Here is a 22,271-nt window from a genome sequence, read left to right as displayed (position 1 = left end):
GCCGTGTGTTCGAATCACATCGGGGACGCCACTTAAAAATGCGAAGATCATTTTTCCATGGGAAAGACGATCTTCGCATTTTTTCATTTTGAACCTATCACCAAAATCAGCCAGCGAATGCCATTAGCAGAATTTTCAGTTCCGGCTAATCAAGCTTCATAGAGCACCTTATGCCCAGTTCATTCGGCCGTAGCGGGTGGTCAGCTGGCAGATCTCTTTTTGGAGTTTCTTGGTCAGCTGGGTCTTTTTCAGCCGCCAGCGCCAGTTCTGGCCTACGGTAGAGGGCTTATTGATGCGGGCGGCATTATCCAGCCCCAGCCAGTCCTGCATGGGGATGATGCACCTTGCCGCTGCACTGCGCAAAATCAGTGCGATCATGCTTTTATAAAGCTGCTCGTCCGGGGTGGCGTAGTCGTACAGGTAATCCCGCACCATGGCGCGCTCGGCGTCCGAGATGGTCTGGTACCACGAGACCAGCGTCTCGTTGTCGTGGGTGCCGGTATAGGCTACGCTGTTCACCGGGTAGTTGTGGGGCAGGTAGTCGCTGGCGCTGCCGGTATCGCGGGAATCAAAGGCAAATTCCAGCACCTTCATGCCGGGGAAGCCGCTGTCCCGCACCAGCTGCCGCACGGTGTCGCTCATGTAGCCAAGATCCTCTGCGATGATCTCCCGCTTGCCCAGCGCCTGCTCCACGGCTCGGAACAGCTCGATGCCGGGACCTTTTTCCCAGTGGCCATCCACCGCCGTCTCGCTGCCGTAGGGGATGGAGAAATACTCATCGAAGCCGCGGAAGTGGTCGATGCGCACCACATCGTACAGCTCAAAGCAGTACCACAGCCGGGTGATCCACCACTGATATCCGGTCGCGCGGTGGGTTTCCCAGCGGTAGAGCGGGTTGCCCCACAGCTGACCGGTAGGCGAAAAGCCATCCGGGGGAACGCCCGCCACTGCCGTGGGAATGTTGTCCTTGTCCAGCTGGAAGAGCCCCGGGTTTGCCCAAGCGTCCGCAGAATCCAGCGCCACATAGATGGGGATGTCGCCGATGATCTGGATGCCCTTGCTGTTGGCGTAGGCTTTCAGCTTGCGCCACTGCTCGTCGAACTTGAACTGAAGATACTTGTGGTACTCCACCTCAAAGTACAGCTCCCGGCGGTAGTAGTCCATGGCGGGCTGCCAGCGCAGACGGATATCCTCTGCCCACTCGATCCACGGCTTGCCCTCAAAGCGGCCTTTCACCGCCATAAACAGGGCAAAATCGTCCAGCCACCACTTGTTTTTCTCGCAGAATGCCGTAAACGCTTCGTTGTGGCCGATGTCGCTGCGGGAGTACGCCAGCCGCAGCAGACGGCCGCGCTCGGTATACAGGCGGCTGTAATCAATGTCATCTGCCTTGCGGCCGAAGTTTGCCTTTTTGCACTCGGCGGCGGTCAGCACTCCTTCCTCCACCAGTGCGTCCAGATTGTTGAAATAGGGGTTGCCCGCAAAGGCGGAAAAGCTCTGATACGGGCTGTCGCCGTAGCTGGTCACACCCAGCGGCAGGATCTGCCAATAGGTCTGTCCGGCTTCCTTGAGCCAATCCACAAAGTCGTATGCTTCCTGCGAGAAGCAGCCGATGCCGTAAGGGGACGGCAGACTACTGATGGGCAGCAAAATGCCTGCACTTCTCTGCATCTTCTTTTCCCTTCCTTTATAACTCGATCATAACACCGGCGTGGTCAGACACCTGCGGCTCCTGCAAGCCGCCAAACACCACCCGGCTGCTCTTGACAGCCACCGCCTTGGAACACCAGATCTGGTCGATGCGCTTTTTTGCCGCTGCATCCGGGGCATCCCGCCAGCCGTCAATGGCTTCCACCACCGTGTAGCCCGCATCCCGCTGCTGCGCCAAGCGGTAGGTATCCTGCCAGCCGCTGCCCAGCACGAGGTCGTAGCCCTCGCCCCGCACATCGGCTTCGCTGTTGAAGTCGCCCAGCAGAAAGGCGGTCTTTTTAGCGCCCGCCGCCTTTGAAAGCTTTTCCCACTGGGGAGCGAAAGGCTCTACCTCGTCCTTCCACCAGCCCAGATGCACCGTATAATACCAGACATCTCCTGCACAGATGCCCAGCGTGCGGCGGGTCCTCCAGTTGCTGTAATCATTGATCTGGCTCAGCAGCAGGTTTTCGGCGTCGGTGATGGGTGCACGGCTGAACACCGCCGCGCCCTCATCGTAAATGTCGTAGCCCACCTTTGCCGGAAGCCAGCTCCAATAATAGTGCACGCCCTGCGCTTCCAGCATTTTTGCCACGGCTGCGGCGTGGTTGTCCGCTTTCAGCAGCACCATATTGCCGGGGCAGGGGTAGTACCCCGCCGGAGCCTCTGCCAGCAGCGGCGCAGCGGCGGTCTGGTTCACCTCCTGCAGGGCGAACACCTCCGGCTGCTCCTTTGCGATGAAGTCTACAAAAATCTCCCGCTTTGCCTCATGCTCCGGGATGATAAGGCTGTGGGTATTCAATGTCAGCAGTTTCATAGTTTTTACAGAATATCGTTGATGTCAGATTTCAGAACGTCTGCCTTGGGGCCGTACACAGCCTGAATGCCGTCGCCCTTCACCAGCAGGCTCAGCGCACCCTCGGCCTTCCATGCGGCAAGGTCGGCCACCTTGGCAGGGTCTTTTACGGTAACACGCAGACGGGTCATGCAGGCGTCCACTAGCACGATGTTCTCCCGGCCGCCCAGCAGAGCGATGATGCGCTCGGCCTGACCGTTATCGGCCTTTTTGTCGGCCTTCTTTTCGGTCTTTGCGGCGGCGGCAGAATCGTCTGCGTTGTCATCGGTGTAGTTGCCCAGACGACCCGGCGTTGCCAGCTGAAGCTTGCCGATCATGAAGTAGGCCACGAAGTAGCCGATGACGAAGAATGCCACGACACAGATCACGAAGTTGATGATATCGCCGCCCAGACCTGCCTGCAGGGACATGGGAATGCGGGTGATGAACTCCAGATTGCCGAAGGAGTGCAGACGCAGATGGATGATGCCTGCCATGGCGAAGGCGCAGCCCTGCAGCAGTGCGTACACGATGTACAGCGGCATGGCGCAGAACATGAACATGAATTCCAACGGCTCGGTAACGCCGGTCAGGAACACAGCCAGTGCGGTGGAGATGAACATGGACTTATAGTTTGCGCGCTTGTCGGCGTCCACCCGGCGGAACATGGCCAGTGCAATGCCCAGCAGCAGACCGGTAGCACCGATCATCTGACCAACCTTGAAGCGGGCGGGGGTGACGGTAGCCAGCAGATTGTTGTAAGCGGCCATATCGCCGGCCTTTTTGAAGTTGATGAGGTCGTTTGCCCATGCCAGCCACAGCGGGTCCTGACCAAACACCTGACTGCCTGCGTTGACGCCGGTAGCGATGGTGTAGGTGCCGCCGAAGGAGGTATAGTTCATGGGGATGGTCAGCATATGATGCAGACCGAAGGGCAGCAGCAGACGCTCCAGCGTACCATAAATGAACGGAGCCAGAATGGGAGAAGTCTCGGAAGAGTTGGCGATCCAGATGCCGAAGTTGTTGATACCGGTCTGCACCACAGGCCAGAACAGCGACAGCACGATGGAAATAACCACCGAGTAGACAATGACCACCATGGGCACGAAGCGCTTGCCGTTGAAGAAGGCCAGCGCATCCGGCAGCTTGCGGAAGTTGTAGTACTTATTGTAAGCTACGCCGCCCACAAAACCGGCGATGATGCCCACGAACACGCCCATGTTCAGCGCCGGTGCGCCCAGCACAGAGGTGAAATAGCCGTTGACGGCGATCTCCTGCCCGAACAGGGTGTGGGTCACGGCGTTGGGGTCTGCCAGCATGGCACTGGTGACGCCGAAGATGTTGCCGGTGATGACGTTGATGAGGGCGAACGCCAGCACGGCGGCAAAGGCACCGCCCGCACGCTCCTTTGCCCAGCTGCCGCCGATGGCAACGGCGAACAGGATGTGCAGGTTATTGATGACCGCCCAGCCGATGTTCTCCATCGTAGTGCCGATGGTCATGACCGCCGCAATGTCGCTGCCGCCCATCTGCACCAGCTTGCCCAGACTGATCATCAGACCGGCAGCGGGCATAACGGCGATGACCGTCATCAGCACCTTGCCCAGCTTCTGTAAGAAGTCGAAGTTGATGAGCCCCTTTTTACCCGGAGCCGCTTTTGTTGTTGCCATGATGTTCCTCCTTATTCCTTTTGCATCGTTTTGTGCAAGCGTTGCACTACGTTTGCATTACTTTACGCAACAAGGATAATCCAACTCCGCAATTTTTACAAGAGTTTTTTGGGTCAAAAACAAGCTTTCTACGTTTTCTACAATCGCGCGAAGGATTATTTGTGGAAATTGTCGAAGGTACGCAGGCACGGTGTTGCACAGTTTACGCAATCCCGTGCGCAAACATTGACATTGCGCGCAAACAGCTTTACAATAGAACTACTATATCAGGGAGGAACAAACTATGGCAGTTACCATCAAGGATGTTGCAGCGGCAGCGGGGGTCTCGCCCTCCACGGTATCCCGCACCTGCAAGGACAGCCCTTCCATCAGCCGGGAGACCAAGGAGCGGGTGCGCCGCATCATGGCGCAGCTGGGCTACGAGCCGAATTTTGAGACTGAACCGGTGGAGGCTTTTTCCAAGACCATCGGCATCATTCTGCCCTCCTCCCAGCGGGACGTCTACGAAAACGCCTTTCATCTGGAGATCATCCGCGGCATCGGGCAGTTCTGCAACCTGCGGCGGTATGTGAACACGGTCATCACCGGGCAGGACGATGCCGAAGTGCTGGACGCCATCCAGAGCATGGTGGCCAACGCACAGGCGGATGGGTTTATTTTGCTCTATTCCAAAAAGGACTGCCCGGTGGCGGCGTATCTGCGCAACGAGGGGCTGCTCCATGTCATTGTGGGCAAGGCAGCGCAGTCCGCCAACCAGACTATCTACATCGACAACGACAACGCCCTTGCCGGTGAGGAAGCTACCGATTACCTTTATGAGATGGGCCACCGCCGCATTGCGTATTTCGGGGTCAATAACGCCATGCTGTTCTCCGCAGAGCGCAAGCGGGGTTACCAGATGTCCCTGCTCAAGCACGGCATCATTCCCCGGGAAGAGGACTGTGTGGAGGTCAACACCCTGAACGACGCCTACGAGGGAGCGCTGAAAACCCTGCTCACTGCCCCGGACCACCCCACCGCCATGCTGGTCAGCGACGACATCCTTGCCGTGGTGCTGGAACAGTTCTGCGGCAAGCTGGGGCTGCGCGTCCCGAAAGACCTGTCCATCGTGTCCTTCAACAATTCGCTGTTCTCCCGCATCACCAGCCCGCAGCTGACCACCGTGGACGTGAACCCCTACCAGCTGGGCATGGAAGCCGCCAGCCAGACCATCAACCACATTGAGAACCCGAACCTTCTGGCCACAAAGATCATCGTGCCGCATAAGCTCATCCCCCGGGAAAGCTGCTGCCCGCCGCCGGAGGTCTATAGCAATTCAACTTTTTAATGCAACAGCAACATCGTTGAATTGCATATCGCAGAGATGCCGTTTTGATGTTGCGCTAATTTCTTGACTTGCGATAATAAGAATAATGGGATTGTTTTCTCTTTTTCAGAGAAGAGGGGGTACAGAGCCCTGCTATGCAAAAAGTCCACTTGCCCCTGCGATCGACCAGATAAAATCGCCCGCATTGTGGTCAAAATCAAATGAGGCCAGACTATAAACAAAAAAATCCAACAATTTCTAACGTGAAGTCGTTAGATTTATAGTCCAGCAAGGCTGGACAAATCCGAACTTGTCGGGGCAAAGCCCCTCCATCTTGCTTGCGCAAGACCGTTCTGTTGCTCAAAAGCCCCACTGGGGCTTTCGTTGCTTCGCAAACGCAAACTTTTTTCTCCGCAATCGGTGGTCAGAGTGTCCTCAAAACGGACGGTTTGGGTGCCATCCTTGTAGTTGAACGTGATCAGCATCCGGTCATCGTACAGAAAAATGGCATTTACAAAAATTTCAATCCGCGCTTTCCGCTGTTTTTTCTGCGAAATATCGAATTTTCTGAATTTCATCAGCCAGAATCGAATGAAATCTTCATTGAAGCTGGGCTTCTTCAGCTTTTCGTCTGCAATTTTTGCAGTCAGCTCATCTTTCTGGATTTCCAGCGCTTCCAGACGCTCTTTCGTTGTCCGGGTGTACAAGCCGTCCTCGATCGCCTTCATCAGGTTGTCCAGCTTTTTGTTGACCTCTCGCAGTTGCTTTTCCAGCAGCGGGATCGTGGTATTTTCCTGATTCTGGACATCCATGACCAATTGAACGATCTTGTCGATCACCGCATCGTCCTGAATCAGATTCATGGTCTCCCGGACGACCAGATCTTCCAGCCAGTCCTTCTGCACAGTCTTTTTGTTGCAGCCCTTACGCCGCTTGACGTTGGCGCATACTTATATTTTTTCAGCAAGTGCTTCACCATCTTACGCATACTCGCACGGGCAGTTTCTTTTTTCTGCAGGTCTATTACGCTCGCATTACTGAATTTCTGCGTTTCCAGCCATCTCCATTGCAGCGTTCGATTGACACAGGTTGAGTTATCGGCAGATACAGCAAACACAACGGGCGGCTCTGGTAACAGAGCTGCCCGTTGTGTTCGTTTATGAAAAGGAGAACTTAGATCTCATACCACTTGATCTCGTTGGCGTCCAGATGCAGCGCAAAGCTGCTGCCGCCGGTGGTGTAAACGGTGGTATCCTGCGGCTCGTAGGTGTTGTTCACCACGCAGTACTTGCCGTTTTTGACGTAGGCGTGCACCTCCACGTTGTAGTTGGAGCTGAACCATGTATGCAGTTCCTCCTCGCTGTGGGCACTCCACAGGATAGCGCGGTAAAGGGTGCGGCTGTTGGCAAAGCTGTACGGCACGCCGCTGATGTACACGGCACGCCCCTTGCCGAAGTCGTGGGCGGCCATCTGCACTTCCTTGTTCCGCTGCACCAGCACTTCGGTGCCTTCGAGGGCGTAGATGTTCTTTTTGCCCTCGCCAAAGTCCACGGGTTGATCGGCGTCCTGTAGGATAAAGTGGTCGGGGTGCTCCTCCCAGTTGTATTTGTCGTAGTTGAGGGTGAAGCCGTTTTCTTCCTCCACGCCCAGCACGCTGGCAAGCTGGAGAATGTGGCCCTGATACGGGTGACCGGAAGGCTCACCCACGCCGATAAAGCCGCCGCCGTTCCAGACGAACTTGCGGATAGCGGAGGAAATCTCCGGGTCTTCCCACCAGATGCCGCCGGTGTGTGCGGTGTCGGCATCGCCGACATTGATAATGACATCCAACGAATCCAGCAGATGCGGGTCGTTCTTGATGTCCTCAAAGCTGATGAACTTCACATCAAAGGGCGCACCGGACAGCATCTCAATGACACCGGCATAGCTGTAGTTCTGCTTGTAATAGAGGGCGTGATGCACCATGTGGCAGCCCCAAGCCCGCATTTTGCCCCAGCAGTTCAGCACGGCCACTCGCTTGACACAGTAGGGCGTGGTGCCCTTGATGTTCTCGTAAAGTTCGCGGAACTCGTTGCAGACGCTCTCCACGTAGTCCACGAACTCCGGGAACTGCAAGGCCAGTTTCAGATAGCCGCCATAGCCGATGCGGTCGATGGGCTTGCGCAGGATAGCGCGGCGGGCTGTAACCCAGTTCTCCTTGGCTTCCCGCACCGGGTCGCCGCCCTCGTGGAAGGTGTCCGGGAAGAAGTACGGCAGGAAACGGCCCTCGGTGTACTTCACGCCCTCAATGTCAGAGATCAGGCGCAGGGTGGAGCCGTTGCCCACGCTGCCCACTACGGCATCCAGACCGATGCTCTTGAACTCCGGCATAAAGGGTTCGGTGCCGATCCAGTGGTCGCCGAGGAACATCATGGCTTCGCACCCGCACGCGTGGGTGATGTCCACCATCTCCTTGGCAAGCTTTGCCACTTCGCGGCGCTGGAAGGCCTGAAAATCCCGGAATTCCTTGCTGGGCACCCGGTACTGGTTGTTGTAGTAGCCCTGATCGATGATGTACTCCGGGCGGAACTTGTAGCCCACTTCCTGCTCAAACTGGTTGAGGATATAAGGGCTGACCGAAGCAGAGTATCCATACCAGTCCACGAACTTCTCCCGCTTCAGCTCGTCGAAGATCAGGGTGAACTGGTGGAAGAAGGTGGTGTAGCGGATGACGTTAACATAGGGGTGCTCTGCAATGAACTTGCGCAGGCGCTCCATGGAATACTTGTGGGTCTTGGGCTGACGCACGTCAAAGGTGATCTGGTGCTCAAAATTCGTCCAGCCGTTGGTGGTAGCGTTGTACATATGCACCGGGTCCCAGATGAGGTAAGCCAGAAAACTGACGGTATACTCATGGAACGGTACAGCCTGCACGGTCACGCTGCCGTCGGCGTAGCTCCACTGCTCCGGCGGCACGGGCTGACCGGTGGTTCGATCCATGACCTCCCACCAGCGGGTGATGTCGTCGTTGGTGTTCACCTGCATCAGCTCCGGGCTGATGCCCTTCATCAGCGGGATGGTCACGGTGTCGCCGGGTGCGGTGTAGAAGCCGGTCATGATGTAGCACTGCTGCACCTCGTCCGGGTTCGCCTTGGCCCATGCGTTATCCTTGCGGGTGGTATAATAGGTGGAGTAGATCTTTGCATCGGCATCCTTCAACTGCTGCGGGAAGTCGGTGCCGTCGCAGTCGCGGATGGCGTCTGCACCCCACTTTTTTAAGATCTCCAGCGTTTCGGGCACAACGTCCAAGTCGGTGGGGATGGTCACGCGCCCGGACTTTCTTGTTTCATCCATAGGGATTCTCCTTTACCTCTCTTATCCTCAATCCTGATAGGTCGCATTGTAGATGGCCAGCACTGCCAGCAGCAGCGCTACGCCCACCAGCATGATGCCAAGCCCTGCCAGCTGCCCGGTCATTTTCCAGCCGGACACCACCAGCACCAGTGCCAGTACGAACAGCACCAGCATCAGGATCATGCGCAGGGCGGGATGGTTTTTCCAGTATGCTTTCATCGTTTGTCACCTTAACCTTTCAGGCCGCCCACGGTCATGCCCTGCGTCAGCTGCCGCTGCACGCAGATGTACAAAATCAGGGTGGGCAGCATCACCAGCACAAGACCTGCGTACATGGTGCCGTACTGGGCAGCGCTCTGCTGCGCCTGCATCAGGTTCAAAAGACCTACTGGCAGGGTGCGGGGTGCCTTGGTGGAGCTCATCAGGGTCATGGAGATGATATACTCGTTCCAGAAGGACAGGAAGTTGAACAGGATGATGGTGATGATGGAGGGCTTTGCCATGGGGAAGATGATGCGGGTCATGGTGGAAAAGTAGCTCGCACCGTCGATGTAGGCGGCCTCCTCAAAATCGTGGGGCAGGGTGGCAAAGTAGCCCGACAGCAGGTAGATGGTAAAGGGCAGCGCGGTGGCGGCGTACACCACCGCCAGCACCACCAGATTGTTCAGCAGAAAGCCGCTGCCGAAATGGCTTTTCAGCCACACATCGCCGTCCCGCAGCATCAGGAAGATGGGCACCACGATGTAGTTCACGTTGATGAACAAGCCCGCCATGAACAGGGTGTTCAGCACCTTGCACCCCTTGAAGTGGAAGCGGGACAGGCAGTAGGCGGCGGGCAGGGCAACGACCAGCAGCAGCGCCAGCGCCAGCGCGGTGACGATGACCGAGTTGAGCATATATTCGCCCATTTTCGCGCCGTTCCATGCGTTGACAAAGTTCTGCCAGTAGAACCCGGCGGGCAGTGCCCAGGGGTTGCCGTAGAACTCTGCATTCTGCTTGATGGAGGCCATGAACACCCATGCCACCGGCACGATGATGGTAACGGCCAGCAGGATCAGCACAAAATAGATAAAGAACTTATAGAGACCTTCCGCAGAGCGGGAAGATTTTTCGGTGGTATTCTGCATCTTCTTCCCTCCTTAAAATTCCAGCGTATCGCGGTTGGTGACCTTGTTGACACAGGCGGACAGGGCAAACGAGAACAGGAAGATTACCACGCCGATGGCCATACTGTAACCATACAGGCCAGCGTCTTTCTGGCTGTACATATAGCTCAGCGCCACATCCGATGCGCCGTTGGGCCCGCCGCTGGTCATGGCCTTGACGAAGAGGAAGGCCATGTTGATGGTAGAGATGATAAAGAAGGTGAGGGTGGTGCGGATATTCGTCCAGATGAGGGGGATGGTGATCTGGAAGAACTGGGTCAGCCGCCCGGCACCGTCCAGATTGGCGCTCTCGTACAGGCTGATGGGCACGGCAGACATGGAGGCCATGTACATGACCATGTAGTAGCCGATGGCCTGCCACACCATGGCAATGATGATGGAGGGGATGACCAGTTTTTCGCCCTTCCACAGGATGGGGTCGCTCATGTTGCGGAACAGGCCGATGATGCTGTTCAGCATGCCGTTTTCCGGCTTATAGATGGCAGAGAAGATGCCGGAGATGACGACCACCGACAGGATGTTGGGGATGTAGAAGATGATGCGGAAAAAGTTCTGGCCTTTGATCTTCTCCCGGGTGAGGATGGCGGCAAATACCAGTGCAAAGGCGAAGGTGATCAGGGTGACCGTTACCACCAGCAGGATCATATTCTGCATGGAGCGGATGAACTGGGCGTCCCGCAGCAGATGCTGGAAGTTTTTAAGCCCCACAAAAGTCTCGTTGGGAGAATAGGCACCCCGCTCATACAAACTCATGCGGAACACGTTGAGGGTGGGCAGGATCATAAAGAGGAAAAACAGGATGGTAGCTGGTGCCACACAGAGGAATACGAACCGTTTGCGGCTTTTATCCGTTCTCATAGGGGATTGACCGCTCCTTTCTTGATGGTACTGTACAGCCCAAAAAAGCGGAGGCGGTAAAAACCGCCCCCGCTGGGCAGGGCTTAATTACTCGATGATGTTGGCGCGCATCTGGTCGCTGGCGGACTTGATGCCATCGATCCACTGCTGCTCGGTCATGCTGCCGGACACCAGAGAGTTGACAGGGTCGAAGAACACGGTGCGCACTTCCACGCCGGGGATGGCGCTGAAGGCTGCAAAGTTGCCCATGGCGGCCTTCGCGCCGTTATCGTAGATGGAGTAGAACATCTTGTTGTCGCCTTCCAGACTGTCGGCGATGCCCAGCACAGGCTGGATAGCGCCGCTCTCGGCAAACAGCTTGCAGGCTTCATCGCTGTACAGGTAAGCCACGAACTGCTTGGCGGCATCCTGATGCTCGGCACCCGCCGGGATCCATGCCTGCTCGAACCAAGTGTAGCTGTAACCATCGCCGCCGGCCTTGACAGCGGGCAGGGCGGTCATGCCCCACTCAAAGCCGTCTGCACGGGGAGCCTCGGCCATCTCGCCCACGATCCAGGTGCCGTTGGGCATGAACAGGGCCTTGTTGTCCAGCACCAGCTGCTGGTTCTGGGTAAAGTCCTGATCGTTGGCCTGTGCGGGGGTGATGGGGTTGGTGTAGGAAGCCAGCTTTGCCACGATATCAAAGCAGGTCTTTGCTTCGGGGGTGTCCCAGATGCCTTCTTCGTAGTGGGTAGCCTTGTTGAAGAAGTCAGGGCCGCCTGCGGCGTACATCAGTGCGTAGAAGAATGCGTCGAAGTAGCCGGTGGTGGGGTAGGTGAACAGATAGGTGCCCTCGGCAGCAGCTTTATCACCCAATGCCCACATCTCGTCCCAAGTAGTAGGCACATCCCAGCCCTTTTCCTTCAGGAAACCGGCGTTGTAGAACAGGCCGCAGGGACTGTAGAACATGGGAGCCAGATAGGTTTTGCCGTCGCCGTAGGGGTTGGTCAGGGAGGTGTCGGTAAAGCCGCCGGCGATCTTCTCGCTCACCTTTTTGCTCTCGCCGGGCACGGTCATGCTCAGCACGTCAGTGATGTCGGCGATCAGGTTGCCCTTGATGAACTGCTCGGTCAGGGCAGCTTCACGGCCGGTGGCCAGATGGACAACGTCGGGGTAGTCGCCGCCCTGCATGGAGGGGCCGATGACGTCCTCCAGCTTCTTGTCGGTGGTCAGGTCCACCTTGATGCCGGTCTGGGCGGTAAAGGCCTCGGCGACCTTCTTCCACATCTCAGCGCCGTAGCCGGTCTCGATGGCGGCTACCTTGATGGTAACGTCTGCAGCCGCCGCTGCGGAAGAAGCGGCGGTGGAGGATGCCACGCTGGATGCGGTGGAGCTGGAAGAGCCGCCGCAGGCAGCCAGACCCAGTGCAGCGGCGCCAACGCCGGCCGCCTTCAGGAAATTACGACGAGAAATACGATTCATACTATGTTGCCTCCATCATTTTGTTCCATTCAAACACAGCCGGGCAAACAGGCTTTGCCCGAAGGACTGTGTGTTTTTCTGTCTCCAATATAAATTCTTTCGCTTCCTTGCTCAAGAGGTTTGTTGTTTCATTTTTTATAGATATTGCTTTCTGAAAAAATTTTCCAGCAAAAGTGCTAAAAATCTTTTAAAAGTTTCAGCATAATCCCCAACCTGTAACTGTTTTGACATATTTCGAAGGGACTTGAGAAACAAAAATATAAAAATTAGCCTAAAATCAGGGCTTGCTTTTTTTGTGTATTCCCTCTATAATGAGGGTAAAGTGCACGAAACAACGCACCATTTTTTGGTAATGTTTTCATAATGTTGCGTTTATTTTTAGAAAATTTGCGTTTCCCGAAGGAGCCGATCATCTATGAGTACCCAGCGCTTTGATATCCGCCACGCGCCCGCCCCGCGGGAATCCTTCCGTCTGCTGTACATCAGCAAGAGCCGGTTTGGCGGCGATTGGAACAGTACCACCCACACCCACTCCTGCACGGAGCTGTTCTACTGTCTGAGCGGAGAAGGTCAGTTTTATCTAAGCGGTCAGCTTTATCCGGTCAAACCGGATGATATGGTCATTGTGAACCCGCAGGTGGAGCATACCGAGCTTAGCCTGAACGCCTCGCCCTTGGAGTATATCGTGCTGGGCGTTGCCAGCATGGAGTTTTTGTTCAGCAAGGCAGATACGAACTACGCCATCTTCAATTGCCGGGAGAACCGGGAGCGGATGGTCACGTTGCTGCATATGCTGCTGGCCGAGGCCGACCGCAGCTTAGACGGCTGCGAGACCGTTTGTCAGGACCTGCTGGAGGTACTGCTGATCTGGCTGGTGCGCTGCACCACCATTTCGCTGCAGCTGGAGGAGGCTGCCCCGACCGAGAACCGGGAGTGCGCCGAGATCAAGCGGTATCTGGACACCAACTACCGCGAGGATATCTCGCTGGACCTGCTGGCAGAGCTTGCCCACCTGAACAAATACTATCTGGCCCACACCTTCCAGCGGGAGTACGGCATTTCCCCCATTACTTACCTGAACCGCCGCCGCATTGAGGAGAGCAAGCATATGCTGGGCAACACCAGCTACAGTCTGGCGCAGATCAGCGAGCTGATGGGCTTTTCCTCCCCCAGCTATTTCTCCCAGTGCTTCCGCAAGGCGGAGGGCATGACCCCCAACGAATACCGCCGTCAGACGCGGCAGGGAAAACGCCCCGCCCCGACAAAACGGCATGAAATATAACGAAAACGAGGAATTTATGATGAAATCCGTTACCCTTTCTCTGCTCCAGTCTGCTGCAAATGCCTTTGATTTTGGCGGGCCTGTGCTCTGCGATGCTCACCACTATGGTGAGGGGCATATCAACGACACCTTTGTGGTCTGGCGGGAAGATCATTCCAAACGCTTTATTTTGCAGCGCATCAACACAGATACCTTTACTAACCCGGTGGGCCTGATGGAGAATGTCTGCGGCGTGACCCGGCATCTGCGGGCGAAAATTCTTGCCGAGGGCGGCGACCCAGCACGGGAAACGCTGAATGTCATCCCAACTTTGTCCGGGTCGACTTGCTATCTGGATGCAGACGGCGGCGCATGGCGTGCCTACGACTTTGTAGAAGATACCATCTGTTTGCAGCAGGTCGGCAGCGAAGCCGACTTCCGCACCGTGGCCGAGACGCTGGGCAAGTTCCAGAACCAGCTGGCGGATTACCCGGCCTCCACCCTCCACGAGACCATCGCCCGCTTCCACGACACGCCCAACCGCTATGCCAATTTTGAAAAAGCCCTCGCCGCCGATGCACTGGGCCGGGCAAAAAATATCACGTCGGAAATCGAATTTATCCATGCGAGAGAGCAGGACTGCCATGTCCTGCTGGATCAGCTGGCAGCTGGCGAAATTCCTCTGCGCGTCACCCACAATGACACCAAGATCAACAATGTCCTCATCGATGCCGCTACCGGAAAAGGCATCTGTGTCATTGACCTCGACACCGTGATGCCGGGACTTTCGGCCTACGACTTCGGCGATTCCATCCGCACCGGTGCCAACGACTGCGCTGAGGATGAACCTGACCAGAGCAAAGTCCATTTTGACCTGCATCTGTACGAAGTGTTCGCCAAAGGGTATCTCTCCACTGCCGGGGCATCCATGAGCATGGCAGAAAAAAAGAGCCTTGCATGGGGCGCAAGGCTCATGACGCTGGAATGCGGCATCCGTTTTCTGACTGACTATCTGGAGGGCGACCATTATTTCCATATTGCTCGCCCGGATCACAACCTCGACCGCGCCCGCACCCAGTTCACACTGGTGCGGCAGATGGAAGAGGTTTTCGATCAGATGCTGGAAATCGTCTGCCCGGACAATCACTGATTTCGCAATCTCCTCCATTCGGATACAGCAAGAAGCATGGACGCTCTCCTTTTCGGGGGCGTCCATGCTTCTTTTTACAGCTTATGCCCGATAATGTGCAGCGTGATGTGATTCTGGAGATCATTCACAAGCATAAGGACCACCTTACCTCTCTGGAAGCCGCACTCGCAGATGTTAAAGACCAGACAGCATAACAACAGGCACATGGTATGCTGTTTACCGATGTCCAAAGGAGCGTGCGTTTGAACAAAAAGAAAAAGCCCACAAACACTTCCCCTTATCCCGATGAAGTCATCGACCGTCTGGCGCGGGCATTCTACCCGGCCATCCTTGCCTGCTGGAACAGCGAGGAAGGCCAACGGTCACTTGTCGGGGCGGAGGCCCCTCCATCTTGCTAACGCAAGACCGTTCGGTCGCTCAAAAGCCCCACTGGGGCTTTCATTGCTTCGCAAACGCTAATTTTCCGAAGAAAACAAATAATCCGAACCCATCTCCTATCGGAAACAAGTTCGGATTATTTTTGTTTGGTCCGAGTGGCGAGAATCGAACTCACGGCCTCTTGAACCCCATTCAAGCGCGCTACCAAAACTGCGCTACACCCGGATATCTGTTTGCGTTTGCCGCTCACAGCTTGATTAGTATACCCGACTTTTCCCGTTTTGTCAAGCGCTTTTTCCAAATTTCTTATGCCGTTTTTACATTTTGCTTTCCCGGCCTTTGCCCGCCGAAGGGATGCGCGAAAGAGCGTTATTTTCAAAAATCGCTATACACATCTTCCTCGTCATCCTCGCAGATCGGGGTGGTGTCGTCCGGCGGTGCGCCAAACTCTACCGTGGCAAAGGCCAGCGCGAACACGCTGTCTGCCCCGGCGTGCAGCAGTGCCTGTGCACAGGCGGCAGCCGTTGTGCCGGTGGTGATCACGTCATCCACCAGCAGGATGCGCTTGCCCTCCACCTGCTGCGGCTGTGCCGCCCGGAACGCACCTGCTACGTTGGCCATGCGCTGCTCCAGCGGCAGACCAGCCTGATGCCGTTTGGCGCGGGTGCGCACCAGCGCCTGCGGTGCCAGCGGCACCTCCATGGCTTTTGCCAGCGGCAGCGCCATCAGCTCCGGCACGTTGTAGCCGCGCTTTTTGCCGGAGGCCGGCACCGGCACGATCAGGTCGTACCCGATAGCTGCCCACGGCACCGGCTGCGGGAGCAGCTCGCCGTACTGTACAGTCAGTTCTCCGCCAAAGGCCAGCTGCACCAGACGGTTGCCCATCTCCACAGCCCGCCACGGCTTGCCCTGATACTTTGTGTTCAGGATGCCGCGCCGCACACAGCCGCTGTAGCGGTAGGGCGCAGCTGCACCAGCCAGATTGCTGATATAGTGCTGCGCCGGGTCCAGCCGGATGCCCGGCTTGCGGCGCAGCGCTTCCAGCTGCTCTGCGCAGTCCGGGCAATCCCGTACATCTCCCAGCACCCGGCCGCAGAAGGGGGCACTCACGCGGGTAGAGCAGCTGCCGTACCGCCCGCAGCGTCCTGCGCCGGGGGTCATAGTAGTCCATCAGTCCTTTTTGACTGCCACGATCACCCGCACGCGCTTGCCTGCTGCGCAGCCAAAGTTATCGTACCAGCCGGTCAGGTAGTAGCCCTCGGAGTTCACCTCGGAAAGCTTGGTGGCATAATACTGACCCTTGTACCACAGGTACACCTGCATATCGTCAGCCGTCTCGTAGCGGGTGCCGTTGCTCATCACCGATGCTGCGCCCACCTTGTCGATCTTCATGGGCATCAGCTGGATCATGGTCTTTACCGTGCCGTTCACGTTCTGCCGCACTGCCAGACCGCCCGCCAGCACCGGATACTTGACGGAGGTGGAAAAGCTGGCCTGACTACCGTTGACGTAGCAGATATAAGTAGCGCCGCCGCCCACAAAGTTGAGGATGGTGCTCATGGGCTGACCAGTGATATCGGCCAGCTGCTTGAGACCGATGCTCAGCAGCGAACCGGAGCTGCTGGTGATGCGGTTCCAGACCGTGCTCAGCAGCGAGCCGTCAATGACGCCCCACAGGATCTCGCTGGTGGTGGGCACCAGTACATCGCGCAGATCATCCGTCACCGTCGTGGTGTTGGTGCTACTGCCGGTGCTGCCGGAGCTGGAAGAGCTGTTCCCGGAGGAACTGCTCCCCGAACCGGAGGAGCCGCTGCCGGTCAGGGTGCCCAGAATGGAGCTGGCGTTGACGGCCAGATTCTTCACATCGTCCAGCACGCCGTATTTCCACAGGTCGCCGGTGACATCGTTCAGGATCAGGCGGTCGATCTGCCCCTGCTCATTCAGCGTATAGTAGCGCACGGTCAGGGCGTTCAGCTTTGTCCCCGCTATTCGGCTGGGACGAACCGTCCCAGCCAACCCCTCCGATGTCGTATCCAGAATTTGTACGTCATCGGCCAGAGCATAGTCCCCCAGCGCGGTGGCGGTGTCGTTGATGGTGCCGCTGACCGATTTGGACTCGATAGCGGTCACCTGCTCCCCTTCGGGTGTCACGCTGATCTCTACCAGCCAGCCGGTGGGATAGTTCAGGCTTTTGTCGATGTTCACGGTGCGGATGATGCCGTCGGTGCACATCACCGAGATCTTTTGCAGCACATCTGCGCCGTTATCCTCTACAAGACTGCGGTTGGCGGTCTGCACCACGCCGTAGAACACGCTGTCGGCTTCCTCTCCGGTGATCACATCGGCTACCTCGTTGTCCATGCCCAGCAGCAGGGTAACTACTTCGCCCACGCCGCCGCCGTTCAGGGAGGAGATCTTGGACGCCACCGCAGCGCTGCCCAGACTGTAGGTGCTGCCCGCCACAGTCAGTGCGGTGGGTGCGCTGGCGCTGGGCGATACCGCGGTAATACGGCCTGCGGCGCGGCGGGTATAGATCCACACCGTCTGCAGGCTTTCGCTGTAATAGTACACATCGTACTTGTTCAGCTCTGCCGAAGCGGAGGTCTTATCGTTGCGGTAGACGCTCACCGGCGTAAAGGGCAGCTGGGTGCCCTCCTCCGCCACAAAGGGACCCTTGCGGCTCTTGAGCAGCACCGAGGAGGTATCCACCTGACCGTTGGACACCGTAAAGCCCAGCGAGCTGCCGTAGGCGCTGCCGCTGGCGGTGTTGGCGCGCAGGGCGTTGTACAGCAGCAGGGTGCACTGCTCGTAGGTCATAGCCTGACCCTGCGTGCAGGTCAGCTGATCCCGCAGACCGATCTGCTGCGCCTTGTTCAGCTGTGCCTGCGGGAAGGAGCCGGTCAGGTCGGTGGTCTTATAGCTCAGCAGCTTCAGCACCGCTGCACAGGCTTCCTCCAGCGTGACGGTGTTGTCCGGGCGGAAGGAGCCGTCGGTGTAGCCGTTCATCCAGCCCTGCTGCACCGCAATGCGGATGTAGGGTGCCCACTGGGAGTTGCCGGGCACATCCCGGTACAATGTGCCCACAGTTCCCTGCGCGTCCACACTCTCCCGGTAGGTGGAAAAGGACACCAGCATTTTGGCAAAGGCACCGCGGGTAACGTTGGCGCCAAGCTCCTGACCGGTGGGCACAGCGCCCAGAGTGATAGCCGTCTGCAGAGCCGTATTGTTGATGCTGGCCGCCGAGACCGGCAGCACCAGCACCGACACCGCAATGCTGACCGCCAGCAGAAATGCGAGAATCCGTTTTTTCATTGGTCGTACCTCTTGTTCTTTGTTTATCACGCCGCCGCGCTCAATCGTAGCGCAATGCTTCAATGGGGTTCAGCCGGGCTGCGCGCCGTGCCGGCAGATAACCGAACAGCACGCCGATGCCCACCGAGATGCCAAAGGCCACCACGATGGAGTTAAAGGAGGGGCTTACCGTAACGGTGGTATCAGTCATGAACATGGGCAGCACCCTGTTCGCCACCATGGACATTACATAGCCCAGCGCAATGCCTAAAACGCCGCCCAGCGCAGAGGTGGTAGCTGCCTCCACCACGAACTGCGCCAGAATGGTGCGTTCCTTTGCGCCCAGCGCCTTGCGGATGCCGATCTCGCGGGTGCGCTCGGTGACCGACACCAGCATGATGTTCATAATGCCGATGCCGCCCACCAGCAGCGAGATGCTGGCGATGCCGGTAAGTATCACGATGACCATGTTGATCATCTTGTTCATTTCCTCCAGCCACTCGCTGGCACTGTACACATAGTAGCCGTTCTCGCTCTTGAGGATCGACATCAGTTCCTCTTCCATGGTGGTCTTGGCCTCGTTGGCAAGGCTTTCGTCGGCCATCATGGCGGTGTAGCAGTCCACCATGCTTTGGCTGGAAAGCCGAATCACGGTGGTGTAGGGCAGGTAAACGCAGTCATCGTCGCTGCCCTGCTGCATGGTAGGGTCGCTGACCTTGGCAGACAGCACGCCTACAACGCGGAACTTGTTGGCACCGATCTTGAGGGTCTGTCCCACGCCGTTGCCGCCAAAGGCCACGCGGTTGAGGTAATCGCCGATGACGCAGACCTGCTTATTGTCCTGCATATCCATGTACTGCAGGCCGCGCCCCTGAACGATCTGGTAGTTTTTCATTTCGGTAAAGTTTTCGTCCACACCGCTTATGTTGGACCAGCGGTAGCTGGTAGTACCGATCTTCAGCGTACCGCTGGCGTTGCCGCCGAAGTTGACCTGCGGCGACACCGCCTTGATCAGATTGGAATGCCGCTGGCAGATGTCGTACATCTCCTCCACCGGCACGGTGCGGGAGCCATAGCCCCACACCTGAATGCTGAGGGTGTTGGTGCCCAGTGCGGAAAAGCTGTCCCGCATACTTTTGGTCATACCGTTGCCCAGACCCACGATGACGATGACCGCCATCACGCCGATGATGATGCCCAGCATGGTCAGAAAGGTGCGCAGCTTGTTGCTCCACACGTTCTGGATGGCCTGCCGGAAGGTTTCAAAGATCATGCCTGTTCCTCCTTTTCCGGCGTTTCGGGCAGCAGGGTGGGCTGCACCATGGCCTCCGGTGCGTGGGAGTCGCCGTCATACACCACCTGACCGTCCTCCAGCCGGATGATGCGGTCGGCCTGCACGGCAATGGAGTTGTCGTGGGTGATCAGCACTACGGTGTGTCCCTGCTTGTGCAGCTGCTGCAAAAGCCCCAGCACCTCGCGGCCGGTATGGGAGTCCAGCGCGCCGGTGGGCTCGTCTGCCAGAATGACCGGCGGGTTGCGCACCAGTGCCCGCGCAATGGACACACGCTGCTGCTGACCGCCGGAAAGCTGGTTAGGGCGGTTTTTCAGCTTGTCGCCAAGCCCCACCTGCTCCAGCACCTCCCGGGCGCGGACATGGCGGTCGGCGCGGGAGATGCCCGCATACACCAGCGGCACCTCCACGTTTTCCATCAGGTTCAGCTTGGGCAGCAGATTGTACTGCTGGAAGATAAAGCCCAGCATCTCGTTGCGGATGGCGGCCAGCTCGTTGCGGTTCATCTTGCCCACATCCCGGCCGTTGAGCCGGTAGGTGCCGTGGGTGGGCACATCCAGACAGCCGATGATGTTCATGCAGGTGGATTTGCCCGAACCGGACTGGCCCACGATGGCCACGAACTCGCCTTTTTCGATTTTCATGGTGATGTGGTCGGCAGCCTTTACCGTGGTATCGCCCATCTGGTAATACTTGCACACCGCATCAAACTCGATCAGAGCGCTCATTCATCCCTCCTGCGTCAATTCACCACAACTGCACCGGTCTCAGCGGGGTCAATGCCTTCTGCCGGCTCTTCAGCGTCCGCTGCGGGTTCTTCGGCGTTTTCCGTCTCCTCCGGCAGCATTTCCTCGCCGCCTTCGGCAGGGTCTGCGGCGTTTTCGGTACCGCCGATCACTTCACCGTCGGAGTAGTCGTAGCCGCCGTCGTCATAGTAGCTGTCGCTGCTCACAGAGCTGGGGTCGTAGGCGATGGTATCACTCTCGGACAGGCCGCTGGTCACCTGCGTATAGTTGTCATCACTGACGCCGGTCTTGACCTTGACGTACACATAACCCTCCGGTGCGCTCATGGAAGCATCAGCGTTCACGGCGCTGGGAGAATCCTGCCGCACCAGCACATAGCTGCCCCGCACAATGGCGGCGTTAGGCACGGTAAGCGCATTTTTGGCCTGTGCCACCACGATCTCGGCGTTGGCGTTCATACCCGGGCGCAGACCGGTGGTCTCGTCAATGCGCACGGTCACCGGGTAGGTGGTGGTACCGCCGCTGGTATCACCCTTCATGGACACACGGGTGACCAGACCCTCGTAGGTCTTATCCTTCACGGCGTCTGCGGTCACCTGTACGGACTGCCCCACCTTCAGGCTGCTGACCTGCAGCTCGTCCACTTTGATAGTCATTTCCAGATAGCTCAGGTCGTAGATGATGCACAGGTCGCTGCCGGTGCTCAGGGCATCGCCCACCTTGGCATTTTTCTCGATGATGGTGCCGCTGATGGGCGAGGTGATGGTGTAGTTATCCATGGTGTCCTGCATATTCTGCATGGACAGTTCCGCACCGCGCAGGGTCTCGGAGGCAGACTGGATGGACTCGGTCAGTTCCTCACCGCTGAGGGTCAGGATGATGTCGTCCTTGTTCACGTTGCCGCCCTCCCGCACATTGATGGCGGTGACAGTACCGGAAGTCAGCGCAGTCAGGGTGCGCTCGGCCTGATACTGGAAGTTGGCTGCCGCAATGGAACTGACCCCGTTGACAGTAGCCGTAGCAGCCTGTGCCGTGGTCAGACCGCCCGCGTTGGACACCGAGAGGGTCACAGTGCGGGTAAGCAGGTTGCCGGTGCTCAGGGCATCGGTGCCGGTCACGGCGGTAATGGTGCCGGGCAGCACCTCAAAGGTGCCGTCCAGCGTGACCTCGGCGGTCTGCCCTACCGAGAAGTTGGCAGCATCCGCAGCCGGGAACTCCAGCACCAGATTCATCTTGGAGCTGTCCCGCACCACGGCCACCTCCTGACCGCTCTTTACCTCATCGCCCTTGTTCACCTTCAGGCTGCTGACGACGCCCGCCACCTCAGCACGGACATACTGGCGGTCTACGGTCTTATCGTAGCTGCGCTGCGCCTGCTGCAGGGTGATGGCTGCCTGCTCCACCTTGGTGGTGGCGTCGGAGGAATCCACCGTGTACAGCACAGTGCCCTCTTCCACGATATCGCCCTCTTCAAAGCTGCCGGTCAGCACCTTGCCGGACACCAGCGATTTGACACTGTAAGTATTGGCGGGATTCAACGTGCCGGTGACGCTGAGCGTGTTGGAAACATCCCGGGTCTCGGGCATGACTTCCGTATAGGAAGTATCCACATTAGCGGGCTTTGCGCTCTTGGGCTTCAGCAGCCACCAGCCGCCTGCCAGCACCACAATAGCTACCGGCACCAGCCACTTCCAGTTCTTTTTGGCAAAGGCCGCCGCGCCGCCTTTTTTCGGTGCAGCTGCTGTGCCCTGCTGCGGGTCGGCGGGCTGTTTAGACTTGTTCCAGATCATTCTTGCCGTTCCTCCTAGGTTCTTTTATGACAAGATACTTTTTTGT

General features: G+C 57.6%; 18 protein-coding genes, 1 tRNA gene and 1 pseudogene. 4 read left to right on the top strand and 16 right to left on the bottom strand.

Going from position 1 to position 22,271, the window contains the following annotated elements:
• Positions 1-168: 168 nt before the first annotated feature.
• Genes malQ through C4N24_RS05820 form a run of 3 tightly spaced genes read right to left on the bottom strand, consistent with a single transcriptional unit; the run spans position 169 to position 4,194 of the window.
• A complete protein-coding gene (malQ, locus tag C4N24_RS05830) occupies positions 169-1,671 on the bottom strand; it encodes a 4-alpha-glucanotransferase (protein ID WP_112090678.1) in 1,503 nt (500 codons plus the stop codon).
• 16 nt (positions 1,672-1,687) lie between these two features.
• Positions 1,688-2,506, bottom strand: a complete 819-nt coding sequence (locus C4N24_RS05825) for an endonuclease/exonuclease/phosphatase family protein (protein WP_112090677.1) — start codon at positions 2,504-2,506, stop codon at positions 1,688-1,690.
• 5 nt (positions 2,507-2,511) lie between these two features.
• A complete protein-coding gene (locus C4N24_RS05820; protein WP_112090676.1) occupies positions 2,512-4,194 on the bottom strand; it encodes a PTS transporter subunit IIBC in 1,683 nt (560 codons plus the stop codon).
• A 283-nt stretch (positions 4,195-4,477) separates the two neighbouring features.
• Between C4N24_RS05820 and C4N24_RS05815 the strand changes: the two genes are divergently transcribed.
• Positions 4,478-5,521 (top strand): LacI family DNA-binding transcriptional regulator, encoded by a 1,044-nt coding sequence (locus C4N24_RS05815; RefSeq protein WP_112090675.1) that lies wholly within the window; start codon positions 4,478-4,480, stop codon positions 5,519-5,521.
• Positions 5,522-5,778: 257 nt separating this feature from the next.
• Here the strand turns inward: C4N24_RS05815 and C4N24_RS05805 are convergent, their stop codons facing one another.
• The 7 genes and pseudogenes from C4N24_RS05805 to C4N24_RS05775 all read right to left on the bottom strand — a co-directional run bounded on the left by C4N24_RS05805 (position 5,779) and on the right by C4N24_RS05775 (position 12,318).
• On the bottom strand, positions 5,779-6,405 hold the full coding sequence (locus C4N24_RS05805; protein ID WP_242983197.1) for a hypothetical protein: 627 nt from the start codon (positions 6,403-6,405) through the stop codon (positions 5,779-5,781).
• Positions 6,360-6,524, bottom strand: a pseudogene (locus C4N24_RS15795) (type I restriction enzyme endonuclease domain-containing protein); the annotation flags it as partial. The pseudogene C4N24_RS15795 and the gene C4N24_RS05805, both read right to left, overlap by 46 nt.
• 149 nt (positions 6,525-6,673) lie before the next feature.
• Positions 6,674-8,833, bottom strand: a complete 2,160-nt coding sequence (gnpA, locus tag C4N24_RS05795) for a 1,3-beta-galactosyl-N-acetylhexosamine phosphorylase (protein WP_112090674.1) — start codon at positions 8,831-8,833, stop codon at positions 6,674-6,676.
• Between the two features lie 27 nt (positions 8,834-8,860).
• Positions 8,861-9,052, bottom strand: coding sequence for a DUF6903 family protein (locus C4N24_RS05790; RefSeq protein ID WP_097793535.1), 192 nt, complete (start codon positions 9,050-9,052; stop codon positions 8,861-8,863).
• Between the two features lie 11 nt (positions 9,053-9,063).
• Complete coding sequence (locus C4N24_RS05785; protein ID WP_112090673.1) at positions 9,064-9,960, bottom strand: carbohydrate ABC transporter permease; 897 nt, start codon at positions 9,958-9,960, stop codon at positions 9,064-9,066.
• Between the two features lie 12 nt (positions 9,961-9,972).
• Entirely contained in the window at positions 9,973-10,857 is an 885-nt protein-coding gene (locus C4N24_RS05780; RefSeq protein WP_005926926.1) for a carbohydrate ABC transporter permease, read from the bottom strand.
• 87 nt (positions 10,858-10,944) lie between these two features.
• Positions 10,945-12,318 (bottom strand): carbohydrate ABC transporter substrate-binding protein, encoded by a 1,374-nt coding sequence (locus tag C4N24_RS05775; protein WP_112090672.1) that lies wholly within the window; start codon positions 12,316-12,318, stop codon positions 10,945-10,947.
• Positions 12,319-12,733: 415 nt separating this feature from the next.
• On the opposite strand from C4N24_RS05775, the gene C4N24_RS05770 reads away from it, so the two are divergent.
• From C4N24_RS05770 to C4N24_RS05760, 3 genes are all read left to right on the top strand, one after another.
• Positions 12,734-13,600, top strand: a complete 867-nt coding sequence (locus C4N24_RS05770) for a helix-turn-helix domain-containing protein (protein ID WP_112090671.1) — start codon at positions 12,734-12,736, stop codon at positions 13,598-13,600.
• 19 nt (positions 13,601-13,619) lie between these two features.
• Positions 13,620-14,729, top strand: a complete 1,110-nt coding sequence (locus tag C4N24_RS05765; RefSeq protein ID WP_181573061.1) for a phosphotransferase enzyme family protein — start codon at positions 13,620-13,622, stop codon at positions 14,727-14,729.
• 242 nt (positions 14,730-14,971) lie between these two features.
• The gene (locus C4N24_RS05760; RefSeq protein ID WP_242983191.1) at positions 14,972-15,127 is read left to right on the top strand and encodes a hypothetical protein; all 156 of its coding nucleotides are present in this window, start codon (positions 14,972-14,974) and stop codon (positions 15,125-15,127) included.
• Positions 15,128-15,254: 127 nt separating this feature from the next.
• Here the strand turns inward: C4N24_RS05760 and C4N24_RS05755 are convergent.
• The 6 genes from C4N24_RS05755 to C4N24_RS05730 all read right to left on the bottom strand — a co-directional run bounded on the left by C4N24_RS05755 (position 15,255) and on the right by C4N24_RS05730 (position 22,225).
• Positions 15,255-15,332, bottom strand: a tRNA-Pro gene (locus C4N24_RS05755).
• Between the two features lie 150 nt (positions 15,333-15,482).
• Positions 15,483-16,268 carry a ComF family protein gene (locus C4N24_RS05750; protein WP_242983190.1) on the bottom strand — a complete coding sequence of 262 codons (786 nt, stop codon included), beginning with the start codon at positions 16,266-16,268 and terminating at the stop codon, positions 15,483-15,485.
• Positions 16,269-16,277: 9 nt separating this feature from the next.
• Entirely contained in the window at positions 16,278-18,419 is a 2,142-nt protein-coding gene (locus tag C4N24_RS05745) for an S-layer homology domain-containing protein (RefSeq protein ID WP_112090668.1), read from the bottom strand.
• A gap of 40 nt (positions 18,420-18,459) precedes the next feature.
• Positions 18,460-19,671 (bottom strand): ABC transporter permease, encoded by a 1,212-nt coding sequence (locus C4N24_RS05740; protein ID WP_112090667.1) that lies wholly within the window; start codon positions 19,669-19,671, stop codon positions 18,460-18,462.
• Positions 19,668-20,417 carry an ABC transporter ATP-binding protein gene (locus C4N24_RS05735; protein ID WP_112090666.1) on the bottom strand — a complete coding sequence of 250 codons (750 nt, stop codon included), beginning with the start codon at positions 20,415-20,417 and terminating at the stop codon, positions 19,668-19,670. Before C4N24_RS05735 ends, C4N24_RS05740 begins: the two co-directional genes overlap by 4 nt.
• 14 nt (positions 20,418-20,431) lie before the next feature.
• Positions 20,432-22,225 (bottom strand): HlyD family efflux transporter periplasmic adaptor subunit, encoded by a 1,794-nt coding sequence (locus tag C4N24_RS05730; RefSeq protein ID WP_112090665.1) that lies wholly within the window; start codon positions 22,223-22,225, stop codon positions 20,432-20,434.
• Between the last annotated feature and the right edge of the window lie 46 nt (positions 22,226-22,271).

This window comes from Faecalibacterium prausnitzii, assembly GCF_003287405.1.
Lineage (GTDB): Bacteria > Bacillota > Clostridia > Oscillospirales > Ruminococcaceae > Faecalibacterium > Faecalibacterium intestinale.
Note: the sequence above shows the minus strand (reverse complement) of the source record. Positions and strands in the feature narration are given on the sequence as shown.

Excerpts from the sequence above, each read along its gene's own strand:
- C4N24_RS05785 (WP_112090673.1), bottom strand. The coding sequence starts at position 9,960 with ATGCAGAATACCACCGAAAAATCTTCCCGCTCTGCGGAAGGTCTCTAT.
- C4N24_RS05790 (WP_097793535.1), bottom strand. The coding sequence starts at position 9,052 with ATGAAAGCATACTGGAAAAACCATCCCGCCCTGCGCATGATCCTGATG.
- C4N24_RS05740 (WP_112090667.1), bottom strand. The coding sequence starts at position 19,671 with ATGATCTTTGAAACCTTCCGGCAGGCCATCCAGAACGTGTGGAGCAAC.
- C4N24_RS05765 (WP_181573061.1), top strand. The coding sequence starts at position 13,620 with ATGAAATCCGTTACCCTTTCTCTGCTCCAGTCTGCTGCAAATGCCTTT.
- C4N24_RS05745 (WP_112090668.1), bottom strand. The coding sequence starts at position 18,419 with ATGAAAAAACGGATTCTCGCATTTCTGCTGGCGGTCAGCATTGCGGTG.
- C4N24_RS05730 (WP_112090665.1), bottom strand. The coding sequence starts at position 22,225 with ATGATCTGGAACAAGTCTAAACAGCCCGCCGACCCGCAGCAGGGCACA.
- C4N24_RS05770 (WP_112090671.1), top strand. The coding sequence starts at position 12,734 with ATGAGTACCCAGCGCTTTGATATCCGCCACGCGCCCGCCCCGCGGGAA.
- C4N24_RS05735 (WP_112090666.1), bottom strand. The coding sequence starts at position 20,417 with ATGAGCGCTCTGATCGAGTTTGATGCGGTGTGCAAGTATTACCAGATG.
- C4N24_RS05825 (WP_112090677.1), bottom strand. The coding sequence starts at position 2,506 with ATGAAACTGCTGACATTGAATACCCACAGCCTTATCATCCCGGAGCAT.
- gnpA (WP_112090674.1), bottom strand. The coding sequence starts at position 8,833 with ATGGATGAAACAAGAAAGTCCGGGCGCGTGACCATCCCCACCGACTTG.
- C4N24_RS05780 (WP_005926926.1), bottom strand. The coding sequence starts at position 10,857 with ATGAGAACGGATAAAAGCCGCAAACGGTTCGTATTCCTCTGTGTGGCA.
- C4N24_RS05750 (WP_242983190.1), bottom strand. The coding sequence starts at position 16,268 with ATGACCCCCGGCGCAGGACGCTGCGGGCGGTACGGCAGCTGCTCTACC.
- malQ (WP_112090678.1), bottom strand. The coding sequence starts at position 1,671 with ATGCAGAGAAGTGCAGGCATTTTGCTGCCCATCAGTAGTCTGCCGTCC.
- C4N24_RS05815 (WP_112090675.1), top strand. The coding sequence starts at position 4,478 with ATGGCAGTTACCATCAAGGATGTTGCAGCGGCAGCGGGGGTCTCGCCC.
- C4N24_RS05775 (WP_112090672.1), bottom strand. The coding sequence starts at position 12,318 with ATGAATCGTATTTCTCGTCGTAATTTCCTGAAGGCGGCCGGCGTTGGC.
- C4N24_RS05820 (WP_112090676.1), bottom strand. The coding sequence starts at position 4,194 with ATGGCAACAACAAAAGCGGCTCCGGGTAAAAAGGGGCTCATCAACTTC.